Annotated in this window: 16 protein-coding genes and 1 pseudogene; 4 read left to right on the forward strand and 13 right to left on the reverse strand. The window is 39.1% G+C overall.

Annotated elements, in window-relative coordinates; all coding sequences use genetic code 11:
- Window positions 1-15 precede the first annotated feature (15 nt).
- Both argC and acsA read right to left on the reverse strand, forming a co-directional pair.
- Entirely contained in the window at window positions 16-1,050 is a 1,035-nt protein-coding gene (gene argC / locus MHH44_RS15215) for an N-acetyl-gamma-glutamyl-phosphate reductase (RefSeq protein ID WP_340798974.1), read from the reverse strand.
- A gap of 210 nt (window positions 1,051-1,260) precedes the next feature.
- The gene (gene acsA, locus MHH44_RS15220) at window positions 1,261-2,988 is read right to left on the reverse strand and encodes an acetate--CoA ligase (RefSeq protein ID WP_445683042.1); all 1,728 of its coding nucleotides are present in this window, start codon (window positions 2,986-2,988) and stop codon (window positions 1,261-1,263) included.
- 164 nt (window positions 2,989-3,152) lie between these two features.
- On the opposite strand from acsA, the gene MHH44_RS15225 reads away from it, so the two are divergent.
- From MHH44_RS15225 to MHH44_RS15235, 3 genes are read left to right on the forward strand one after another with little or no spacing between them, the layout of a single operon-like run.
- A complete protein-coding gene (locus tag MHH44_RS15225; protein WP_008408236.1) occupies window positions 3,153-3,785 on the forward strand; it encodes a GNAT family N-acetyltransferase in 633 nt (210 codons plus the stop codon).
- A gap of 25 nt (window positions 3,786-3,810) precedes the next feature.
- Window positions 3,811-4,458 (forward strand): acetoin utilization AcuB family protein, encoded by a 648-nt coding sequence (locus MHH44_RS15230; RefSeq protein ID WP_008408235.1) that lies wholly within the window; start codon window positions 3,811-3,813, stop codon window positions 4,456-4,458.
- A complete protein-coding gene (locus tag MHH44_RS15235) occupies window positions 4,455-5,618 on the forward strand; it encodes an acetoin utilization protein AcuC (RefSeq protein ID WP_008408234.1) in 1,164 nt (387 codons plus the stop codon). Before MHH44_RS15230 ends, MHH44_RS15235 begins: the two co-directional genes overlap by 4 nt.
- 71 nt (window positions 5,619-5,689) lie before the next feature.
- On the opposite strand, the gene ccpA is transcribed toward MHH44_RS15235, so the two are convergent.
- On the reverse strand, window positions 5,690-6,688 hold the full coding sequence (gene ccpA, locus MHH44_RS15240; protein ID WP_008408233.1) for a catabolite control protein A: 999 nt from the start codon (window positions 6,686-6,688) through the stop codon (window positions 5,690-5,692).
- Window positions 6,689-6,975: 287 nt separating this feature from the next.
- Window positions 6,976-8,061 (reverse strand): bifunctional 3-deoxy-7-phosphoheptulonate synthase/chorismate mutase, encoded by a 1,086-nt coding sequence (locus MHH44_RS15245; RefSeq protein WP_008408231.1) that lies wholly within the window; start codon window positions 8,059-8,061, stop codon window positions 6,976-6,978.
- Window positions 8,062-8,238: 177 nt separating this feature from the next.
- On the opposite strand from MHH44_RS15245, the gene MHH44_RS15250 reads away from it, so the two are divergent.
- A complete protein-coding gene (locus MHH44_RS15250) occupies window positions 8,239-10,395 on the forward strand; it encodes a cell division FtsA domain-containing protein (RefSeq protein ID WP_340798975.1) in 2,157 nt (718 codons plus the stop codon).
- A 128-nt stretch (window positions 10,396-10,523) separates the two neighbouring features.
- Here the strand turns inward: MHH44_RS15250 and tnpA are convergent, their stop codons facing one another.
- From tnpA to MHH44_RS15295, 9 genes and pseudogenes are all read right to left on the reverse strand, one after another.
- Window positions 10,524-10,997, reverse strand: a complete 474-nt coding sequence (tnpA, locus tag MHH44_RS15255; RefSeq protein WP_340798070.1) for an IS200/IS605 family transposase — start codon at window positions 10,995-10,997, stop codon at window positions 10,524-10,526.
- Window positions 10,998-11,163: 166 nt separating this feature from the next.
- Window positions 11,164-11,646, reverse strand: coding sequence for a YtxH domain-containing protein (locus tag MHH44_RS15260; protein ID WP_008408229.1), 483 nt, complete (start codon window positions 11,644-11,646; stop codon window positions 11,164-11,166).
- A 38-nt stretch (window positions 11,647-11,684) separates the two neighbouring features.
- Window positions 11,685-12,194 carry a DUF948 domain-containing protein gene (locus MHH44_RS15265; protein WP_008408228.1) on the reverse strand — a complete coding sequence of 170 codons (510 nt, stop codon included), beginning with the start codon at window positions 12,192-12,194 and terminating at the stop codon, window positions 11,685-11,687.
- Window positions 12,195-12,616: 422 nt separating this feature from the next.
- Window positions 12,617-13,915 (reverse strand): UDP-N-acetylmuramate--L-alanine ligase, encoded by a 1,299-nt coding sequence (murC, locus tag MHH44_RS15270; RefSeq protein WP_340798976.1) that lies wholly within the window; start codon window positions 13,913-13,915, stop codon window positions 12,617-12,619.
- Between the two features lie 147 nt (window positions 13,916-14,062).
- On the reverse strand, window positions 14,063-17,236 hold the full coding sequence (locus MHH44_RS15275) for a DNA translocase FtsK (RefSeq protein ID WP_340798977.1): 3,174 nt from the start codon (window positions 17,234-17,236) through the stop codon (window positions 14,063-14,065).
- A gap of 212 nt (window positions 17,237-17,448) precedes the next feature.
- Window positions 17,449-18,062: pseudogene (ytpR, locus tag MHH44_RS15280) on the reverse strand (YtpR family tRNA-binding protein).
- Window positions 18,059-18,874, reverse strand: coding sequence for a DUF1444 domain-containing protein (locus MHH44_RS15285; protein ID WP_008408213.1), 816 nt, complete (start codon window positions 18,872-18,874; stop codon window positions 18,059-18,061). Before MHH44_RS15285 ends, ytpR begins: the two are co-directional and overlap by 4 nt.
- Window positions 18,875-18,993: 119 nt before the next feature.
- Window positions 18,994-19,512, reverse strand: a complete 519-nt coding sequence (locus MHH44_RS15290) for a hypothetical protein (protein WP_008408212.1) — start codon at window positions 19,510-19,512, stop codon at window positions 18,994-18,996.
- A 71-nt stretch (window positions 19,513-19,583) separates the two neighbouring features.
- Window positions 19,584-20,198 carry a DUF84 family protein gene (locus MHH44_RS15295; protein WP_065215487.1) on the reverse strand — a complete coding sequence of 205 codons (615 nt, stop codon included), beginning with the start codon at window positions 20,196-20,198 and terminating at the stop codon, window positions 19,584-19,586.
- Window positions 20,199-20,273: the final 75 nt, after the last annotated feature.

The following is a 20,273-nucleotide window of genomic DNA, read 5'->3' on the forward strand; positions in this document are numbered from 1 at the left end:
TCTCTTCTTTATCAGTTAAATAAAATACGGAACGAGTTGTAAGCCTGTTTGCTGCGGAAGCCCGAATTGGACGTTCATGTTCTGAATTGCCTGACCGGCCGCTCCTTTAACTAAATTATCGATGACTCCGATAATCGTTGCCCGGTTTGTTCTTTCATCAAGCTTCACGTATATGTCACAGTAGTTAGAACCTTTTACTCGGTTTGTTCCTACAGCGGATGCCTCTTGAATCACCCGGACAAATGGGTGATTTTTATACTTTTCTGACAAACAGTCCACTAACTGCTTTTGTGTTACACCGTCCGTCACTTGTGCATAGGAAGTTGCTAAAATCCCACGTATCATCGGTACAAGATGAGTATTAAACGTTATTGTTGTTTCAATATCGGTAAACATCGAAATTGCTTGTTCGATTTCTGGAATATGCTGGTGTTCATTAATTTTATATATGGAGAAGCTTTCATTTGCTTCACTGAAATGTGTTGCTTGTGAAGGTTTATTACCAGCTCCCGAAATACCGCTTTTTGCATCGATGACCAAAAAGCTCGGATCAATTAATCGATTTTTTATAAGAGGCAGAATGGATAATAAAACTGCCGTTGGATAACAGCCAGGGTTGGCAATTAAATCAGCCTTTTCAATTGCTCGTTCATTCCACTCCGTTAGGCCGTAAACACTTCGCTCCACTATTTCCTGTGGCGCCGGAGTTTTTTTATACCAAGTTTCATAACTTGCTAAATTTTTAAGTCTGAAATCCCCCGATAAATCAATTAACTTTGGTCCACGTTCAACTAAAGACGGGAAAATCGTACTCGATACCCCAGACGGCGTACTTGCGAAAACGACATCGTACTCCGCCAATGCATCATCTTCCAATTTAAGTAATGGTTGATCATAAATATCCGTTAAGTGTGGAAATTTATCCGAAAATTGAGTTCCTACTTCTGAGGATGTAAATAACCCGATTTCTTCTACTTCTTTATGATTATGCAAAAATCGTAATAGTTCCAATCCCCCGTACCCTGTTGCACCGATAATACCTGCTTTCATGTTGTCACCTCGTCATTTTTGTATGGCCGAAAATTTTATACGAATTCTAAATGATAAAAATAAGTATAAGTATGTATATTTATTTAGTCAACTGTATTTTTATATAATTGTAGATTATTCTAAATTATCGTTCAATAATAATAACCGCAATAATATAAAAGGCGCCTACATATGTAAGCGCCCCGATTTAAGAAGTACTGCCATTTAAAGTTACTCTTCCATTGTTGATAAATCGCCTGCAGGCAAGTCAAGTTCCCAAGCCTTTAGTACACGGCGCATAATCTTTCCGCTTCGGGTTTTAGGCAACTTAGCTCTGAATTCAATTTCACGTGGTGCTGAATGAGCCGATAACCCTGTTTTTACAAAGTCTCTAATATTCGCTTCAAGCACTTCACTCGGCTCTACCCCTTCACGTAACGATATAAATGCCTTAATAATTTCGCCGCGGACCGGATCAGGTTTTCCAATTACGCCTGCTTCCACTACATCCGGATGTTCAAGCAGTTTACTTTCCACTTCAAATGGTCCAACTCGCTCTCCCGCTGTCATAATCACATCGTCTACACGACCTTGGAACCAGAAATAACCTTCCTCATCCATAAATGCAGAATCTCCTGAAACATACCATTCGCCTTTTAAAAAATAAGATTCATACCGATCAGGATTTCCCCATATTTGACGCATCATTGCCGGCCACCCTTTTTTGATCGCCAAATTCCCCATCGTATACGGCGGCACTTCATTGCCTTGGTCATCTACAATCGTTGCATAAATTCCCGGCACAGGTTTGCCCATTGAGCCTGGCTTAATCTCCATCGATGGGTAGTTGCAAATCATATGGCCACCTGTTTCCGTCATCCACCATGTATCGTGAATACGATGGTTCAAAATCTCCAATCCCCACTTCACAACTTCCGGATTTAATGGTTCACCGACCGATAAAACATGACGAAGCGTAGAAAGATTATATTTACCGATAATATTCGGACCTGCCCCCATCAACATACGAAATGCAGTTGGCGCACTATACCATACCGTGACGCCATATTCCTCAATTGCCCCATACCATGCTTGCGGACTGAAGCGCCCCCCTACAACGACATTTGTCACCCCATTTAGCCATGGACCGAAAATGCCGTAAGCTGTTCCAGTCACCCATCCGGGATCGGCTGTGCACCAGTAAATATCGTCTTCCTTTAAATCCAATACCCACTGTGCTGTCTGGTATTGCTGAACCATTGCATAATGGACTTGCAATACCCCTTTTGGAGCACCTGTTGATCCGGATGTATAATGCAAAATGGAGCCATCCTCCTTATCGACCCATTCAATGTCAAAATCCTGAGATGCCTCTGCAAAGTATTTATTAAAATCTAAGATCTTATCCGTTTCTTCAATATTTTCCCCGACTACAAATACCGTCTTTAAATGCGGCAGCTTTTCCAGCGGCACTCTGCTCAACAGTGCAGGCGTTGTAATGATCACTTTCGCCTCACTATCCATTAACCGGTCATATACGGCACCTTCCATAAACGCTTCGAATAACGGACCAACTATCGCGCCAATTTTCAATGCACCAATTAAGCTGAAATAAAGCTCCGGCGTACGTGGCATAAAAATAAAAACACGGTCGCCTTTTTTTAATTCCGCCCTTTCTTTCAACACATTCGCCGCTTTATTCGAATGACGTTTCATATCATAAAAAGAATATGTCTCTTTTCGGTTCCCATCATTATAATAAAGAGCCACTTTGTTTTTGCGGTGTGTTGTTGCATGTTTATCTATTGCCTCATACGCAATATTGACTTTCCCCGTTTCAAACCAAGAAAATGCTTTTTCACTATGTTGCCAATCATGATTTGCAGCTGTTTCCTCATAATTTTTCAAATTATGTTCCCCTGGAATAACTGCTAGCTTTTCCATCGTTTTCATCCCCATGAAAAATCCCCTTTCATTAAAAACTACAATCATTTTACAATAAAAATACTATAATAGGCAAAATATTTAAAACTTTCAATCAATTTAGTGACATCTCGCGAATTTAAGCGTATTTTCGCATGAAATAGAGTATAATAGATGTATTAAAAGCAGGTGGTGTGATTATGATTCATGTGAAAAATTATTATCGTCTTGAATTCAAAACGAGGAATGGTAATGTTTTAGTAGAAGGGCCCGTTCCTTCCGAAAAACTTGCTACCTACACATTACATGAAGATTTAAAAGCTTTTAGACCTTCCCATCAGCAGCATGAAGCACTTGTTGGGATTGCTAAACTGGAAGAAGGACGCATTATTGTCATTCGACAGGATAATATAATTGTCGGCTATGTTACGTATCTCTATCCAGACCCGTTGGAACGCTGGTCAGAAGACCGTATTCCAGATATGATTGAGCTAGGTGCCATTGAAGTCATTCCTGCTTTTAGAGGATCCGGCGCAGGCAAAAAATTATTGGAAGTGTCATTTATGGATGATGCAATGGAAGATTATTTAGTGATTACAACTGAATATTACTGGCATTGGGATTTAAAAGGAACAGGTTTATCTGTTTGGGAATATCGGAATATGATGGAGAGAATGATGACCTCAGTTAATTTTGAGTATTATGCGACAGATGATCCTGAAATAACTTCTCATCCTGCCAATTGTCTAATGGCGCGTGTGGGGGCACGTGTCGGAAATGAGACATTGGAGAGATTTGACAGACTTCGCTTTAGAAATCGTTTCATGTATTAATTCTTATCACAAAGGGGAATGAACTATGATTGTCGAAGAAATCATGCAAAGAGAGATACATACACTCCTGCCTGAAAACACGGTGCGCGATGCTGTGCGCCTTATGCGAGAGGAAAATATCCGTCATGTGCCAATTGTAAACAAAGAAAATGTGGTTGTGGGAATCATTACAGACCATGACTTGAAAAATGCTTTGCCTTCTCGATTGCGCGAAGAACCCGACTCTACGATTTATGATGCCCCAATCGAGAAAATCATGGTTAAAAATCCGATTGTCGGTCATCCGCTAGACTTCGTTGAAGAAGTGGCCATGACTTTTTATGATGCTAAAATCAGCTGTTTACCTATAGTTACTGCCGGCAAACTGGTCGGCATCGTTACGACGACTGATTTACTATATACTTACATCGAATTAACAGGCGCACATAAGCCCGGCTCTAAAATTGATATTCGGGTAAATGACAAACCTGGCATGCTTTTTGAAATTACAAAAGTATTTCACGAAAACAAGGCAAATGTATTAAGTGTACTCGTATATCCTGATGGTGAAAATGTGAAAACCCGAATTGTAAGTGTCCGTCTGCAAGTAATCAATCCGCTGCATATTATTGAAGATTTGCGAAAGCAAGGATACGATGTATTGTGGCCAAACTTACCTGGCGTCACATTATGAAAAAAGCTGTATTTATTTATTCACCAGAACAACTCACTTACAAATTTTCGGACACACACCCGTTTAACCATAAGCGATTACACTTAACGATAGATTTACTGAAAAATATTGGTGCACTTCAAGATGAGGATATCGTCCCTGCTCGAATTGCAACAGATGAAGAAATTGCGCTGGCTCATGATTTGCAGTATATAGAGATCGTAAAAAAGGCAGGCCATGGCGAGTTAACTGCCCAGCAAGGGGAACCATATGGTATTGGAACAGAAGATACCCCCATTTTTAAAAATATGCACGAAGCAAGCGCACTTTTAGTTGGCGGTACATTACAGGCGGTCGACCAGGTACTGCAGGGAAAAGCTCAGCATGCATTAAACTTGGGCGGTGGTCTCCATCACGGTTTCCGCGGAAAAGCATCCGGTTTTTGCATTTATAATGATAGCAGTGTAGCGATAAAATATATCCAGGAAAAGTACGGACTGCGTGTTTTATATGTAGATACTGATGCCCATCATGGAGACGGCGTTCAATGGTCCTTTTATGATGACCCTAATGTATGTACATTATCGATCCATGAGACCGGCCGCTATTTATTTCCGGGTACAGGCAATATAACAGAGCGCGGAAATGGTGAAGGTTACGGGACTTCTTTTAACTTCCCGATTGATGCATTTACGGAAGATGAGAGCTTTTTGGAAATTTACGAGCAGTCAATGCGGGAAGTATTTGAATTTTTCAAACCGGATGTCGTTTTGACACAAAATGGTGCAGATGCACATTATTTTGATCCGCTCACACATTTGTACGGCACAATGAATATTTATAAAGAAATACCGAAGCTTGCCCATAAATTAGCACATGAATATTGTGGCGGACGCTGGATTGCAGTTGGTGGCGGAGGCTATGATATTTGGCGGGTCGTCCCACGAGCATGGTCACATATTTGGACGGAGATGACCGATCAGCCTGCTCCGACTGGACCGTTGCCACAGCAATGGCTTGATAAATGGCAATCGGAATCACCTGTTCCGCTAATCCCGACATGGAATGATCCTCATCCTCTATATGATCCTATTCCGCGCAAAGCAGAAATTGAGGAAAAAAATATACGAATGCTTGAAAAAGCACTACATATTATTCGTACAGAAAAAAACCGTTCATAACATTTGCTTTGAAGTAACTATAAGGCTATAAATAAAACAAAGCGCCTGTCAGCTTTTGCCAGGCGCTTTTGTTATTTACTCGAACCACGCTTTTCTATGCGATGAGGTAAGATGACATGTTGCTGTTCAACTTCCTCTTTGTTCATATACTTCGTTAATAAGCGCATTGCGACAGCTCCAATATCGTATAAAGGCAATACAACACTTGTAAGTTTTGGTCGTACCATGCGCGCTAGTTTTGAATTTTCGAAGCTGATAATTTCAACATCATCCGGCACATTTTTTCCGCTATCTTGAATGCCATGTACTAGTCCAATTGCAAGCTCATCATTCCCTACAAAAATAGCTGTAGGCGGTTGCTGTAGTTCACTTAAATTCTCCCAGCTTTCCAATCCATCATCATAGGAACCATCTCCAGCAACAATCAATGCATCATCTATTTCAATGTTTGCTTTTTCAAGCGCATCTTTATAGGCTGCAAGTTTATGCTGACCATTCACTGTATACTGTAGCGGACCAGAGACAAAGGCAATTCTCGTATGTCCATTATCAATTAGTGTTTCTACAGCTTCAAATGCCGCATTATAATAATCAATGTTTACAGAAGCTACTTTTTCAGTTGAACTGATCGATCCTGCCAATACTATCGGTACAGGACATGCCTCCACCGCGCGTTGAATATTGTCTGTTACCTCTTCACTCATCATGACAATACCGTCAACCTGTTTTCCTAGCATTGTATCAAGCAGAGACAACTCTTTTTCTTCATTTTGATCTGAATTTGCTAAAATGATATTATAGCGGTACATTGTCGCAATATCTTCAATGCCTCGTGCCAGCTCAGCATTTAAATTATTCGAAATATCAGGGATGATGACTCCTACTGATGTTGTTTTTTTACTTGCTAAGCCACGTGCTACTGCATTTGGACGATATTCGAGACGCTCAATCACTTCCAACACTTTTTTTCTTGTTGCAGGCTTAACATTTTGATTTCCATTTACTACGCGAGATACGGTTGCCATTGATACATTCGCCTCACGTGCAACATCATAAATTGTGACAGTCAAAAGTTTCTCCCCCTTTTTATCATAGTGATACAAGTTTTTATAAACGACTAGTAGAACTAATTGTTATGTATAGCTTCATCATATAATATTTCCATTTCTATTTTCAATCTAAAACCCAGTGAATACGTGGTTTTTTCGTCAATTGTCTTAAAATATTCAAAAAGTATGCTACCAAAACGATAGCACTTGTTAAAAATTGTAAATCACTCTACCACTTCCGTCAAATTAAAATGTACAGACATATTGAAAGCCCATGTTGAAATTACTCAACATGGGCTTATTAATGATTATTTTGACACTTCGTATTGCTTCATGAATTTTAAAAGTTCTTCGTAGTAAGCATTGAAAGTTGGAATATCCATTTGCTGCTGCTGATCCGATAATGCAACTGATGGATCTGGATGCACTTCTGCCATTACTCCATCTGCTCCAATAGCGATTGCCGCTTTTGAACATGGCAATAATAAATCACGACGTCCTGTAGAGTGCGTCACGTCCACCATTACCGGTAAATGTGTTTCTTGTTTTAAAATCGGAACTGCAGAAATATCCAATGTGTTACGAGTTGCTTTTTCATATGTGCGAATACCGCGTTCACATAAAATAATGTTTTCATTACCTTTTGACATAATGTATTCTGCTGCATGAATAAACTCATCGATTGTCGCTGCTAAACCACGTTTTAATAAAACTGGTTTATTTGTTGCTCCAGCCGCTTTTAACAGTTCAAAGTTTTGCATATTGCGGGCACCAATTTGAATAACATCGATGTAGTCCAATGCATGGTCTAAATCAGCAGGTGTTACGATTTCTGTGATGACACCTAAACCGTACTCTTTAGAAACATCCTTTAAAATCTTTAGACCTTCCAGACCTAAGCCTTGGAAATCATATGGAGATGTACGTGGTTTGTATGCACCACCGCGAATTAATTTTAAGCCTTTTTCCTGAATTGTTGCAGCAACTGCAGCAACTTGCTCATATGACTCAACCGCACACGGTCCAAATACGAAAGAAGGAGCTCCTGTACCAATTAATTCACCATTTACATTAATGACAGTATCTTCTGACTTTTCTTTACGTGAAACGAGTAATTCCTTTTTCTTTTCTGCTTCTAATTGTTTAAGGGCTGTTTTGAAGATTTGTTTAAAAATATAATCAACCGTCATTTGATTTAAAGGACCGTTATTATTTTCCTTAATTAAGTCAAGCATGTGACGCTCACGAAGTGGATCATAGCGATTGACACCTTGCTTTTCTTTAATTTTACCGATTTCTTCTACTACTGATGCACGTTCATTAATTAAACGTAAAATTTCTAAGTTCAAGCTGTCAATCTGGCTGCGTAAGCTTTCTAAATCTTGTTGATGCATATTCCTCTACCCCTCTTCTTTGCGTATCCGGCACTTTCAGATAAATAAAAAGTATGATACATTTTTAAGTAATAAACTTATTATAATCAAACTATTGTAGAATGTCACGTCTTTTTAATTTAGCGATTCAACTCGCTAAAGTATATTGTGATAATAATTGAAAGGAAGCGTTTTCATATGGCAAACAAATTGTTCGCACTTGATATCGGAACACGCTCCGTTGTCGGCATTATTTTAGAGCAACATGCAGATACCTATCATGTGGCCGATATTTTAGTAAGAGAACATAAAGAACGGGCAATGGTTGATGGTCAAATACATAATGTTTTGTACGTAGCTGAGCTTATACAGGAAATTAAGAATGAATTGGAAGAGACGCATGGACCTTTGGAAAAAGTAAGTGTTGCAGCAGCAGGACGGGCATTAAAAACCGAACAGGCCAGTGTTTCCATTTCTATTAAAAACCGACCGATCTTTACGGAAGAAGATATTAACCGCCTGGAACTGCAAGCAGTACAACAGGCCCAGCAACAATTATTGCTTCATAAGGAAGATACAAAAAATAATCATTATTACTGTGTCGGCTATTCTGTTTTGTATTTCCGTCTGGATGGTGAAGAAATTGGAAGTCTTCTCGATCAGCAAGGTGAGGAAGCATCCGTAGAAGTGATTGCCACTTTCCTGCCACGTGTTGTTGTGGAATCATTGCTTGCTGCATTAAAACGGGCCAATTTGGAAATGGAAGCCCTCACTTTAGAACCGATTGCCGCAATAAATGTGCTGATCCCTCCTTCAATGCGCCGTTTGAATGTAGCACTTGTTGATATTGGTGCGGGAACATCGGATATTGCCATTACAGATAAAAGCACGGTTGTAGCATATGGGATGGTGCCGACTGCTGGCGATGAAATTACGGAAAGTTTAAGTGACCATTATTTATTGGATTTTCCGGTCGCTGAAATGGCCAAACGACAATTACATACGAGTGATAAAGTTCTTATTCAGGATATTTTAGGATTTGACGAATATTTTCCACGTGAAGAAGTGATCAAAGCAATATATCCTGCCATTGAAAACTTGGCAAAGTCCATCGGAGAAGAAATTTTACGGTTAAACAACAACACGCCTCCAAAAGCGGTCATGCTAGTAGGTGGAGGAAGTTTAACCCCCCACTTAACAGAAGAAATCGGAAAAATATTAAATTTACCGGCTAACCGTGTGGCGGTACGTGATGTGAATGCCATTCAGAATTTAACACGCGCACCACATATTGCAGCAACGCCTGAGCTTGTGACACCGATCGGGATTGCGATTGCCGCCCAAAAATCACCGATTCATTACATGTCTATTAAAGTAAACGAACAAGTTGTACGCCTCTTTGAGTTGAAGGAAATGACAGTCGGGGATGCTTTTTTGGCTGCGAACGTCAGAGCAAAACAACTATATGGAAAGCCAGGACATGGTTTGTCGATTACAGTGAACGGTCAAAATGTTTTCGTACCTGGGGAGCATGGGCAGCCAGCACAGATCATATTGAATGGTGAACATGCATCGATTAAATCCCTTATTAAAAATGGAGATCAAATACAACTGATTCCCGGAAAAGATGGGTCAGGCGCATCTGTTACGATAGGGGAAATTATTGATCATGCTTCCGTAAAGATTGTGACAATCCAAGAAACGCAATATACTATTGGACCGAAAATATTCGTAAACGGGAAAATCGGAAAAATGGATTCGCTTTTACAGGACCGCGATGTAATTGTCGTCGAAACAAGCGAAACGGTGGAAGATGTATTGAAATCAATAAACTATTCTATACATGCAAAGCAGTTCCAACCGTATTTTGTCCATATCGATGGGAAACCTGTATCCTTCCCTGATTTTTCATCTCAGCTTTACATTAATGGTAAGCCCGGGAAACTGCATTACCCTGTTCAAAATAGTGATAACATTACATTTAAACAGCATCATTTACCTACTGCTGAGCAAATTGCCGCCCATTTGAATTTGTTATTGGAAGAAAAGGTGATTGTTACGTTCCAGCAAGAACAGGTGGAACTTGTAAAAACAGCGAGAGCGTTTTCTGTAAACGGTCAAGTTGTACAGCGTGAAGCAACAGTGCCGAATGGGGCTACAATTAGTATTATCGAAAAAGAGTCAAGCAAATGGATTTATCAGGATGTCTTTCGATTTTCCAGCTGGCAGCTTCCTGCGTCATTTAAAGGGTCATTTACGATTTTAAAGAATGGGCAGCCTTCTTCATTTGATGCTGAAATATTTGGTGGCGATCAACTGGAAATCCATCTAACTGATCAGCCGATTGTTGGTTAATAAAAACCACCAGTTGAACTGGTGGTTTTCTCTGCGCGTGAAACGCTGGGTTACTGGCCCACGTCTAAAGACGCTCTGAAAGGTCTGCCAACCGCACTACGTTTCCGACTACCGCTAAAGCGGTGTACTTATTTTTTTCTTCGATTTATTTCTTCACCTGTGAATGGGTCAATGAATTCTTTCATCGTCATTTGATCCTCCAGGAGATCTTCCTGCAATTGATTTTTTATATATTCCTGAATTACTTTTCTGTTTCGTCCTACTGTGTCTACATAATATCCTCGACACCAGAATTTCCTGTTTCCATATTTATATTTCAAATTTGCATGTCGATCGAATATCATTAGGCTACTTTTCCCTTTGAGATACCCAACAAACGCAGATACACTAAGTTTCGGCGGAATACTTACTAACATATGTATATGATCAGGACACGCCGTGGCTTCAATGATTTCTACGCCTTTTCTTTCACACAGTTGACGTAATATTTTACCAATATCCGCTTTTATTTTTCCATAGATCATTCTTCTTCTGTATTTTGGCGCAAACACGATGTGATACTTACAATTCCATGTTGTATGTGCTAAACTTTTATTATCCATTATTGGAGCTCCTTTCGTACGTAATCGGTTGACCAGACCTGATTTTATTGTACGACTGGAGTATTTTTTTTGTCCATAGCTAAAAGCTCTTTAGAACCCCCCGCATAGCAGGGGGTTTTCGTTTCCATAATAAAAAAAAGGCCCCCAAATATTTGGGAGCCTTTTTTTATTGAACATCTGAATGACGAGTTGAGTTTGCTGCGATATCTGGATCTGTATTTACGCTATCTGGATCCGGAGATTCGGCAGCGAGTACTTCTTCATCTACCATTTTATCTAATGGCAATGGTTCTTCACCTTCTGATGAAGCTGTTCCATCATCGAAAGCAGGTGGTTGTTTTGCTGTTTTGGCTTTAACTTTCTCAACAATTGAAGAAGATTGTTCTTTTAATTGCGATGAAAGTTGTGCAGTCTTTTCCTTTGCCGTGCCGGAAAGCTCAATGCCTTTATCCTTTAATGTAACAGCTTGTACTGCTACATCGTTACGCATTTCACTGCCTGTCTTCGGTGTGAGTAATAAGGCTGTCGCTACACCGACAATACCGCCTACTAAAGCACCAATGACAAAATCCTTTACATGAATTTTTTCATCATCATAAATCGAATCATTTAATCGGTTATAATCATAGTTTACGCGTTTTTCTTCCATTTTAAAAATCCCCCTTGTGATTGAGTGTCATTTTCCCATTACTTACGTTTTAAGAAACCAAATTTCGACTTTCCACCTAAACTTGGTGGTGTTTCATTTGTTTTAGTACTTGTATAAATTACATCTTCTTCATTAATCGGCTTGCGCTGACGCCATTGATCTGCAATCCCCATCGCTACATTACTCCATTGAACGACTTGCGCAATTTTATCTTCATTTTTATGCACTTCTGTTGAAATCGATGTTGTAATGCGTTGAACGGATGAATTCAAGTTATTAACAGAATCGCCAACACCTTTTACAGCATGCATTACTGAATTTAACTTCTCCGATTTATCTGAAATATCATCTGCCAATGCGTTTGTTTTTGTAAGCAGGCTCGTCGTCTCACGTGTAATGCCTTCCATTTGTCCTTCGATACCAGCAACTGTTCCCGCAATCGAATTTAAAGTATTCTTAACAGAAAACAATGTCATACCAATACTTACACATAGGACTAAAAATCCGATTGCAGCCACTAATGCCGCAATATAAAGTAATACTTCCATCAAAAATAACCTCCTCTATCTAGTTCCAATTAATACATTCGACAAAAATTGCGACAATCCTTTTCCTAGAAAAGCATTTTTTTCGCTAAAACCTCATGAAATTCAAGCTTTTCATACGTGAATACTTCTAATTTGTTATTTATTTATTCACTAAAGGCGAATGACCATTTTGTCCATGCTTTCATATTCCCCAATCTCTTGATGAATAAAACCCTTAATGAATAGAAGTTCCAACATTTATCCCGCATTAACGTGAAGTAAGAATTCCGCCTCTAGTGTTTATCAGGGTAAAAGGCTAGGGAAATGCAAGATTGGTGAAACTAACAATCAATAGGGGATGAAGAAACCCCTACTGATTAAAGTTCATTTTATGTATGGAAAAACAGCTTATCCTTCTACTTCCAGGTTAAGCTGTTTTTCAATTAATTCAAAATTGCTTCAAATGCATCTTGATATTTATGAACATCTCCCGCTCCCATAAACAGGAACACGGCATTTTCATGTTTTTTAAGTTGATCTACTGTTTCAATTGTTAAAACAGTACAGCCATCAATTAAGTTAGCTAAATCATTAATCGTAAGCTCTCCTTGCTTTTCGCGTGCAGAACCAAAAATATCACATAAATAGGCTGCGTCGGCAACGCTCAAACTATCCGCAAAGTTTTGTAAAAATGCTTTAGTTCGAGTAAACGTATGTGGCTGGAATACCGCTACAACTTCACGCTCAGGATATTTTTGTCGAGCTGATTGCAAAGTTGCCGCAATTTCTGTCGGGTGGTGTGCATAATCATCCACTAAGATCGCATTGCCAACTTTCGTTTCAGTAAAGCGACGTTTTACCCCGCCATACGTATTTAGGCGTTCTTGGATCAGCTTTGCCGGAACTCCTTCATAATGACACAGTGAAATTACCGCCAACGTGTTTAAAATCGTATGGTCACCGAATAACGGAATAAAGAATTTACTGTAAAACTCATTACGTACATAAACATCAAATTCCGTTCCTTCCGATGTTTTAACAATATTACGCGCAGAAAAATCATTTGCAGGATCAAAACCATAATAAACCACTGGTACATTGGCTTGAATTTTCTGAAGCTGTTCATCATCCCCGCAGGCAATAATTGCTTTATTCACTTGTAAAGCCAGCTGTTGGAAAGCATCATATACATCATCAATGCTCGTGAAATAATCCGGGTGATCAAAATCGATATTCGTCATGATTGCATAATCCGGATGATACGCTAAAAAGTGGCGACGGTATTCACATGCTTCCATAACAAAATAGGAAGCATCTTCTTTACCTGAACCAGTACCATCACCGATTAAATAAGATGTCGGCATATAACCGCCTACAACATGGCTCATTAAACCAGTCGTAGACGTTTTACCATGTGCACCTGTAATGGCAATTGAAGTATAGCGATTGCTGTACTCGCCTAAAAACTTATGATAGCGAATGACTTCAACACCTAGCTCCCGTGCACGCACTAATTCTGGATGATCATCATTAAATGCATTCCCTGCAATAACTGTTAAACCTTCTTTAATATTGTTTTCATCAAAATTTAAAATTTCTATTCCTCGGTCACGTAATGGTTGCTCCGTGAAATAATATGTTTCATAGTCGGAACCTTGAACTTGTTCTCCTGCATCAAATAGGATTTGCGCCAGGGAACTCATGCCTGAACCTTTAATACCGGTAAAATGATAGCGTGTCATTATTTATAAAACCCTCCTAGGATACGAAGACCCCATTGAATTATCAATTTTATTGTTTCAAAGTATGCCTACATTATAGCACTAAATACACGTTACGATAATTGAACGACAATTCAAATTTTTTCATTTGTCCAATTACCTAGTTCTTTAGCCTCCAAATTGCTCAAACAGCTCTTCTTCTGTAATATATACATCTCTCGGTTTGCTTCCTTTTGGTTCTGAAACATAACCATGTCGCTCTAACATATCGATTAATCTAGCTGCTCGATTATAGCCAATATGATAACGGCGTTGTAAAAGTGATGTCGATGCTGAGCCTTGTTCAAACACAAATCGGCATGCCTCTTCAAACAACTCATCTTGTTCCTCTATTGTTTCTGAGCGTTTTAATAATTCTTCCTGTTTAAAAATATATTGTGGCTCTCCTTGTTCACGTACATACTCGATAATTTCTTCGATTTCGTCATCTGTAACAAATGTACCTTGAATACGGGTTGGAGCCGACATTCCATTTCCTAAATATAGCATATCTCCGCGACCAAGCAATCGTTCTGCGCCCTGCGAATCCAATATTGTACGAGAGTCGATTTGCGATGATACAGAAAAGGCGATACGCGTTGGAATATTTGATTTTATCAGGCCTGTAATAACATCTACAGAAGGGCGCTGTGTAGCAACAATCAAATGAATTCCTGCAGCACGGGCCTTTTGCGTAATTCGCACAATGCTATCTTCCACATCTTGTGGAGACATCATCATTAAATCTGCCAACTCATCGATGACAATCAATAAGTATGGTAGCTTCTGTGCATACATACCATTTGCATCACACATTTTATTATATGCTTCTATTTTACGTGCACCGCTGTGCATAAATAACTCATAACGTCTTTCCATTTCTTCTACTGCCCACTTTAATGCTGCGGTAGCCGCTTTAACATCTGTAATAACAGGGCTGACTAAATGCGGAATATGGTTAAATGGAGCCAGTTCCACCATTTTCGGGTCAATCAGCATTAGCTTTAATTCATTCGGATTTGCTTTATAAAGCAGGCTGACTAAAATCGAGTTAATACATACCGATTTACCCGATCCTGTCGCTCCGGCAATTAAACCATGCGGCATTTTCCGTAAGTCGATTGTGACAGGCTTCCCTGTTAAATCTAAGCCCAGTGCCGCCTCTAATGGAGAATTAGAATCTTTAAACGATGCTGATTCTGTCACTTCAGAAAGACGGACCGAACGCGAAATCCGGTTTGGAATTTCAATACCGATTGAACGTTTCCCCGGAATTGGCGCATCAATACGAATATCCTTTGCAGCCAATGCCAATTTAATATCATCCGTTAAATTGCGGACTTTACTTACTTTCGTCCCGTGCCCTACCGTAATTTCGAATTGCGTAACAGCAGGTCCTTGTACGATCGATTCAATTTGTGCCTGAACCTGGAAATGCGATAGTGCTTCCACTAAATTTTCGCCTTGCTCATCCATCCAGTCACGGTCTTCTACCATTTCCTCCGGTGGTACTAAATATTCAAGAGGTGGTTTTACATAAGGTATTCTTTTAACTGGAGGTGCTTCTATTAAAGTTTCCGCTTCATCCACTGCCAATTCTTGTGAAGTAGATTCTTTTATGTCTGACGTTTCTTCAACAATCTGATCTTCCTCTTCATTAACTAAAGGAAGTACGGTCACTTCTTGAATTTCGGGTACTCCTTGAATATCCAATGTTTCTGGAACTTCTTCCAATATCGCTTCCGTAGTTGCAGCAACTTCTAAAAGTTCATCTTCTTGTGCCGGTACAACGGATTCACGTTCCAGCAATCCAATTGATGTAGAAGTAGAATTCTTCATCGTTCCCTTTTCAAGCTGACTGTTTGGTTCATGCTTTACGACTTGCTCGTTAAAAGTAATGACTTCTCCATTTTCATGTGCTTCCCGTGCATCATTCTGAGTTGTTTGAGTATCTTGATAAAAAGTTTCCACTTCAACATCGTTTTCATGTTGCACAAAATTTTCTCGTTCAGTAAAAGCTTCATTTGGCTCTTCAAACGTATTTACACTCTCTTCTCGCTTAACTTCGTCTTCTTTATTTTTTTTACTTTGTAGACTTAGTTGCTGCTCGACAAATTGCTTCGTCATTAATTTTTGCTTATCTGACTTCAGCATTACCACATTAAAAGGAACACGGCTTCTTGTGCTGATCGGCTGTACTATGTCCGTTTCTTCCTTATTCTGCTCAATGATAGTCGCTTCCTCAGATGGTGGCATTTGCTCTACATTCAATTGACCAATGTGAATCGTCGAGTTTTCAATCGTCACATGCTTCACTTGTACATCATTGATTGTTTCTGCAACAGGTGTGTCACCTTTTACAGTATCTTCCTGTTCATTTCCTATGTCAGTCACTGCTTCGTTCTGTTGCTCAAGTATCGTTTCTTCCATTGGTTGTTGGTCTACCTCAGCTGGTTCGTCCTTTTCGACTAAAACCACTTCTTCATGCTCAAGTTCAGGTTCTGTTTCTGATTCAACTGGTTCTGTTTGTGGAATCTCAACTGCTGAAGAAGACTCGTGTATTACATGTTCCTGCTGCTCTATTACGGTCTGTTGATCTTCATCTGGTGATGGTACAGCAACTGGTTCGACCAAATGTTCTGGCGTTTCATTCTGCACAGGTTCAATTATTGATGAATGTTGCTGTTCCTTATTTTTAAGCTTTTCTTCCTGCTGTTTTTCGATTAATGTTTCAATCGATGACGGCTTTTTAAAACCGTGTACAGGGGACGGAACATCGGTAGGAATAAAACGTTTCCTAATTTCGATCGGTTTTAGAATTTCTTTGTTTTCCAATCTCTCCGCTCGTACAGGCTTATTATGGCGTATTGCTTCCCGTTCTTCCTTTAAATTTGGCAAGCGACGAACAGGATCTCTTGTGTGCACAACATTTGTTTGACCTTTCCCTTTACGGCGGCGTTCCAGTAAATCTCGTATACCAGATACTTCGACATCATATACTTCCTGTACTGTATGCTTTTGCAAATAATTTGGTAATGTCAATTTTTCCTTGTCATCATCATAAAATCGCGTTGTTTGTCTCTGCTCATTTTCTTGATTCGCTGTTTCCTCATAATCATCTTCTATTAAAGGGAATCGGAATGCTTTTTTCGGTGCTTCTTTTTCTTCCTGATAATTTTGCTGCGCCTCAGTTTGTTTTGATTGGTTTATATCATCCAGTTGGGAATACTCTTCATAATCATCATATTCTTCATCTGGATCCATTTTAAATAGTTTATTAAATTTATTTTTAATCCAACTCATAATTAACCACTTCTTTCCTTAAAAACATTGCCGTACAAATTCCACTATTTGAGACGGTCTTTATTTCTTATATTAAATACAGTATATAAATAATATACACCTCAAAAGCATATCATATTTGCCGGGTAAATGCGCTTTGTCGCTGATATTTTTAAGGATAAAAAAAAGTTAGTATGAGAGACTCAGCTCAACATACTAACTTTTCGTACTAATTAACGAGTTGAAACCTCAAATGGGCTTCCTACTTCTGCAGAATCATCCAGTACTAAAATACCTTTTACTTCCGGTGCGCCTGGAATTGCCAGTTCACGTGCAGAGCAAAGCATACCGAATGAATCTTCACCACGTAAGTTTCCTTCTTTGATCAACAAACCAGAAGGCATCACAGCACCAACTTTTGCGACAACTACTTTTTGGCCTGCATCTACATTCGGTGCGCCACATACGATTTGTAATGTTTCATCCCCAACGTTCACTTTACAAACACTTAGTTTATCTGCATTTGGATGCTTTTCTTTTGATTCAACATAGCCGACTACAAATTTTGGAGAAATTCTACTTCTAAAGAAATTTCTGCGCCATTTGCTTGTAAAGCCGCTTCTAATTTATCTACAAGTTCCGGTGTTACTTCTACATTCCCTGCAACATCCAGTTCTACGTATTTGCTTGCATTAAAAAGGTTGAATGCTTTCACTTCACCAGTTGTTTCTTCTTTTAGGATGGCTACATCGCCAGCGCGATCCATCGCTGTTTTTACGATTGGCTCCATTGCTAATTGAACTAGTAGGACATCTCCTACATGTGCTTTGTTGTAAGCTACTTTCATTTTTCTTCTTGCTCCTTTTTTACTTTGTTTTTCGCTAAAATAAATATCGGTTCTAAATGACCGTTTTCATATACAAATGACAAGCTCGTAATTGGAACCGCGCCAACTGTAAAGAAATGCATCGTCATCTGCGCTAATACATCATACCCTACTTCATTCCGAATATCACCAATAATTAATACATCCTGGTGTGGGACAGATACCGTCATTTCGCCTTCAATTTGGCTTTCCATTTCCTTTAAAAAGCTTTCATTTAGTATTCGGCTTGCATCATAACCGTCATTCTGATTTAAAAAGTAATAAATATTGCCTGAAACTTCATCCCGTTTTACAGAAGTCGGCAATTTTTTTACAGAAAAACGGGCTGCTTCGCGTATATGCTCTTCTGTTACGTTTAATTTCGGCAACATTGATTCATCAATTAAACGATAAGTTGTGCCTAGATCGAGTGCATAATAAATACGTGTTTCCGCCGTATGGTCTGTCATGACAAATGCATGTCCATCATTTGACTTTTTAGGGAAGGACGTTGAGCGGATGATCGGATAAACAGAAGCAAGTCCGCCAAAGCCCTTTTCTTCTTCCCGTTGCATCGCTAAAAACGTTTGCTCAATTGTATAAATCACTTCATCAATTGCCTGCTGTTTTTTCGTTTCGTACTTTGTTAAAATTTCGGGTAAAGAGATATCCATCCCTCGTCCGATTTTTTTATGTTCAAGACGTAATTTATCATGCTTTTCATCGAATGTGAATGTAAAGTTTGCCTCACCTAATTTAGTCTTCAGTTCAGCTACTAACTGTTTCGATTCCATTCAACCACTCCTTTATCTAATCAAAAACGGCTCACAAATGTGAACCGTTCCGTTTACTTCTTCTATTGTAACAAAAAAGCCATGTGATTACTTTACTCAATGCTTGTACAATGCTTCAACTAATCAATCACTTTCACTGTTTTTACAATTTCCATCATTTCCTGGATTTTATCGTCAATCTTCTTATCCACGGAAATAGTCGACAGCTTTACGCCGCCTAAATTAACAATCAGCTCATATTTTTCTTCAGGAAATTTTGTGACAGCAGAAAATCCGAATTGGCCAGCCGCATCGAATGTTTTCTCTTCAACGATTTCATTTTTATTTTCCTGCTTTAATAGATCATACTGTAACTGACTGTCTTCCGGTTCGTTTTGATTGACGAATAGTATATAGGAATCTTTACCGTTCAGAATCGTATAATTCAATTCATCGATTCCTTTTTCAATACTATATCCATTTGGTAAGTATAACTCTATATGTCCAATCGTTTTGTTTGCTTTATTCGGTTCGCTGCTAAATATTGTTTCAGCATTTTCCATCCCTGCTTGTGCCTGTTCTTCGACTGTTTGACTACATGCTGATAATATAACAACAAGTGAAGTAAGCAAAAACGCATGTATCCATTTACGACTCATTGTTTTCCCTCTCTTTCAAACGTTCAATCGTATCATAAATATTTTTCAAGCCGTAATGCAACAAATGTGCTCTATATCTGGTCCTTTTGATCTTTATTCATTTTAAACAGTATTTGGCCAACTAATAACTTAACAATGTGTTCAAACATTTCTTTTCGGTCAATCAGATTATTTGAAAAAATACCCACTGCCCCTTGATGATGACGAATATTTTCGCTATTTGTATAGACGTCCATCACTGGTCCAAGTTCCTTTCCCATACGAAGCTCCTGTGCAATTTCTTCAGGTAAGGCAAATTGTGCTCCTGAGCTGGCTATGACTGTGCCATCCTTTAAAACAGCCGCCCCCCAATTACAGCAATACATTGTTCCTTCAATTTCATCGACGCCGCCTTCAAGTCCAAATGTTATATCAGCATTTGTCAGCATCATCGTATGACGTGCACGATTGATTGCACCCTGTCTTGTTTCTTCATTTGAGAATGGCTGAATCGACACATCAGAAGGTACATCCATATTTTCTATTGCCGCTTCCGGGAAATACTGTTTAACAATTGCTTCAACGGCACCTAATTTTGCTTTATTTTTCGATCCGACTGCTACTTTCATTATTTCATCTCCAAGCTGTTCATTTTTTAAACGGTCTATACCAATAAAAACTGGTTTACCGATTTTTATGTAAGTCACGTTAAACCTATTTCCGCAACTAAAAAACAAGAATGCGATAAGTTCGCATCCTTGTATTATAATATAATATTGACT

Origin of the sequence: Solibacillus sp. FSL K6-1126 (assembly GCF_038003445.1) — a bacterium.
Taxonomy (GTDB): Bacteria; Bacillota; Bacilli; order Bacillales_A; family Planococcaceae; genus Solibacillus; species Solibacillus silvestris.

What these genes read in the sequence shown, in the direction of transcription:
- argC (WP_340798974.1), bottom strand. Translation starts at nt 1,050, where the DNA reads ATGAAAGCAGGTATTATCGGTGCAACAGGGTACGGGGGATTGGAACTA.
- acsA (WP_445683042.1), bottom strand. Translation starts at nt 2,988, where the DNA reads ATGGGGATGAAAACGATGGAAAAGCTAGCAGTTATTCCAGGGGAACAT.
- MHH44_RS15225 (WP_008408236.1), top strand. Translation starts at nt 3,153, where the DNA reads ATGATTCATGTGAAAAATTATTATCGTCTTGAATTCAAAACGAGGAAT.
- MHH44_RS15230 (WP_008408235.1), top strand. Translation starts at nt 3,811, where the DNA reads ATGATTGTCGAAGAAATCATGCAAAGAGAGATACATACACTCCTGCCT.
- MHH44_RS15235 (WP_008408234.1), top strand. Translation starts at nt 4,455, where the DNA reads ATGAAAAAAGCTGTATTTATTTATTCACCAGAACAACTCACTTACAAA.
- MHH44_RS15245 (WP_008408231.1), bottom strand. Translation starts at nt 8,061, where the DNA reads ATGCATCAACAAGATTTAGAAAGCTTACGCAGCCAGATTGACAGCTTG.
- MHH44_RS15250 (WP_340798975.1), top strand. Translation starts at nt 8,239, where the DNA reads ATGGCAAACAAATTGTTCGCACTTGATATCGGAACACGCTCCGTTGTC.
- tnpA (WP_340798070.1), bottom strand. Translation starts at nt 10,997, where the DNA reads ATGGATAATAAAAGTTTAGCACATACAACATGGAATTGTAAGTATCAC.
- MHH44_RS15260 (WP_008408229.1), bottom strand. Translation starts at nt 11,646, where the DNA reads ATGGAAGAAAAACGCGTAAACTATGATTATAACCGATTAAATGATTCG.
- MHH44_RS15265 (WP_008408228.1), bottom strand. Translation starts at nt 12,194, where the DNA reads ATGGAAGTATTACTTTATATTGCGGCATTAGTGGCTGCAATCGGATTT.
- murC (WP_340798976.1), bottom strand. Translation starts at nt 13,915, where the DNA reads ATGACACGCTATCATTTTACCGGTATTAAAGGTTCAGGCATGAGTTCC.
- MHH44_RS15275 (WP_340798977.1), bottom strand. Translation starts at nt 17,236, where the DNA reads ATGAGTTGGATTAAAAATAAATTTAATAAACTATTTAAAATGGATCCA.
- MHH44_RS15285 (WP_008408213.1), bottom strand. Translation starts at nt 18,874, where the DNA reads ATGGAATCGAAACAGTTAGTAGCTGAACTGAAGACTAAATTAGGTGAG.
- MHH44_RS15290 (WP_008408212.1), bottom strand. Translation starts at nt 19,512, where the DNA reads ATGAGTCGTAAATGGATACATGCGTTTTTGCTTACTTCACTTGTTGTT.